At 43.8% G+C, this 2,356-nt stretch carries 3 protein-coding genes; 1 reads left to right on the top strand and 2 read right to left on the bottom strand.

Annotated elements, in window-relative coordinates; translation table 11 throughout:
- On the bottom strand, positions 1–1,006 hold a 1,006-nt coding region (locus AB4496_RS18000; RefSeq protein ID WP_372131535.1), incomplete at its 3' end, for an insulinase family protein.
- A 304-nt stretch (positions 1,007–1,310) separates the two neighbouring features.
- Between AB4496_RS18000 and sixA the strand changes: the two genes are divergently transcribed.
- Positions 1,311–1,775: a phosphohistidine phosphatase SixA gene (gene sixA / locus AB4496_RS17995; protein WP_012603460.1), complete on the top strand. Its 465-nt coding sequence runs from the start codon at positions 1,311–1,313 to the stop codon at positions 1,773–1,775.
- Positions 1,776–1,910: 135 nt separating this feature from the next.
- Here sixA and smrB read toward each other — a convergent pair.
- The coding region (gene smrB, locus AB4496_RS17990; protein WP_372131533.1) for an endonuclease SmrB at positions 1,911–2,356 on the bottom strand (446 nt) is incomplete at its 5' end.

The raw sequence follows: 2,356 nt of genomic DNA, 5'->3' as shown, positions 1-2,356 counted from the left end.
GGATGATGTTATCGGTTTTGGTTAAACCTTCGATGGTTAATGAGCAACTGACTGTGAAATCACGATAGTTACTGCCACTTGCGCCGCCACCTGCGGAGAGGGAAGTAATCCAGCCTTTCTCTTTGAGTTGCATCATCAAACTGCCTTCTCCTTCGTAACCGATAAGGTGTGCAAAGAACGATAATGGTTTAATACCGTAGTGTTCATCCATGCTTGGCATTGGGAAGGTTAAGATAAGTTTGCGCACTTCTTTGATCGGTTTAACGTGTACTTGTACCCCCGTGCTTAATTCGCCAACAATCGGTACTTCAACCTTCTTGCCTTGTAGTTGGTGGTTGGTAATCGAGCTAAAACGCTCCTCAACCCAACTTTGCATCTCGTCTAATGATTGATTACCAGACAGCGTCAGTGTCATTAAGTCTGAAGAGTACTGCTGCTGGTGGAAAGCCAAGATCTCTTGTCGAATCGTCTCGCCGTTTCGGTCACCCAACGTATCGATATTACCGACAGAAAACTTCGAGAATGGGTGACAGTGATTTACCAATTCTTTGGTCACTTGGTACAAGCGTCGCGAGTCGTCGTTGAGTTTCATTTTATACTCTGAATCAACGGCTTGGCGTTCTTTGTCTAAGGCTTCTTCGTTGAACAGGGGGGCGGTAAAAAATTGGCTGAAGCGATCGAGTGCATTTTCAAAGGCATTCAATTCAACATCAAAAAAGAAGCAGGTGTGTTCGGTTCCTGTCCAAGCGTTGTTGCTACCGCCATGCTGGCTGATAAAACTTTGGAACTCTCCGACCTTTGGATACTTTTCAGTTCCCAAAAATAGCATATGCTCTAAGTAGTGAGCTAAACCCTCTCGGTCTGTAGGGTCATCAAAATGCCCGACATTAACGGCGAGTGCGGCTGCAGCTTTTTGAGCGTTCTGATCGTGAACTAACAGTACTCTCAACCCGTTATCCAATGTTATGTAACGGTATTGATGTTCATCATTAGGGCTTAAATGCACAGATGCATCTCCAGAGCAGGTGGTTTTTAAATTATGTACGCGATGATTTAAGGTGCAAACCTCGCGATCATATTTTGGGATATGAAGTGCTTTTTGGCGACTTCTAAATCACTTTTATCGATTTTTATCAGTGATTTATTTTCTTTTAATAAGATTGTTAAGAAAGTCGAACTCTTTAGCAAGTGACTTGATATAATTATTTATATAGACTGCGGTTTCTCTAGTTTGAGAGCCAAACGCTAAGTAGCGTATCGCTGATATGGGATATATCGACTTTCGAAATGTTACGTAGACAGGACTGAACATGAAAATATTCATAATGCGCCACGGTGAAGCAGAACATTTTGCTAACTCGGATGCAGAACGTGCGTTAACGAAGCGCGGTAAAATGGCGTCTCTTGCGGTAGCTCAAGCTGCAAATGAGCAAGGGTTTAGCCAGTTCGATAAAGTGCTTGTGAGCCCATACTTGAGGGCACAAGAAACGTGGTTAGAAATCTCTCAAGCGTTTTCTGGAAAGAAAGTAGAAACCTGTGATGATATTACGCCTTACGGAATGTCTGACGATGTGTTTGATTTGACCATAGCAATGGCTGAAGTAGAAAAGCTAGAGACCATTTTATTTGTTTCTCATTTACCTCTAGTGGGCTATTTAACGGCTGAATTTGCGACGGGCATGGCGCCACCTATGTTCCCAACCTCAGGGCTCGCGTGTATTGAATTCGACCTTGAAAAACAAAAAGGCGAGTTGCTTTGGAACATTAATCCATAGCTGAGACCGTTTTCTCAAGATAAATTTAAGGGCACCTCATGATTATTGAGATGCCCTTTGTTGTTTCTAACGGATTATTTCGACCAAACGACAAGGTGCTGGACGTACTTTTTAGAATAAAGAGCAAGTCGATGGCTATTTATCTGGGATAGCAAGTAAAACCAGTAGCGCCCCATGGCCACCGAACTCTAAAGGTGCTTGGTGAAAAGCCATCACATCTGGGTGCTGTGCTAACCACAAAGGCACTTTCTGTTTAAGGATGTGTTTACCAATGCCGTGCTGTACACAGGCACAAGCTACGCTCTCTTTCACGCAGTGCGCAATCATAGCCCCAAGTTCACGTTTGGCTTCTTGTTGAGTCATACCGTGCATATCAAGATACACATCCGGTACATAGACACCACGACGTAAGCGCTTCACCTCATATTTAGAGACATCATCGCGCGCATAACGTGTAGGCCCCTCTTCGCTAAGATGTGGAATGAACTCATCCGAGAAATAAAACTCGCTGTCACTGGCTTGTCTTGCCGTTCGAGTAATTTCTTTTTGCTTGGCATTTCTTTTTGGCTGCTGGACTATGG

The organism is Vibrio sp. 10N.222.46.A1, assembly GCF_041473595.1.
GTDB classification, from domain to species: domain Bacteria; phylum Pseudomonadota; class Gammaproteobacteria; order Enterobacterales; family Vibrionaceae; genus Vibrio; species Vibrio tasmaniensis_A.
The sequence above is the reverse complement of the archived record's forward strand: the minus strand, read 5'-3'. Positions and strand labels throughout refer to the sequence as shown.

Coding starts and splice junctions, on each gene's coding strand:
- sixA (WP_012603460.1), top strand. CDS start 1,311: ATGAAAATATTCATAATGCGCCACGGTGAAGCAGAACATTTTGCTAAC.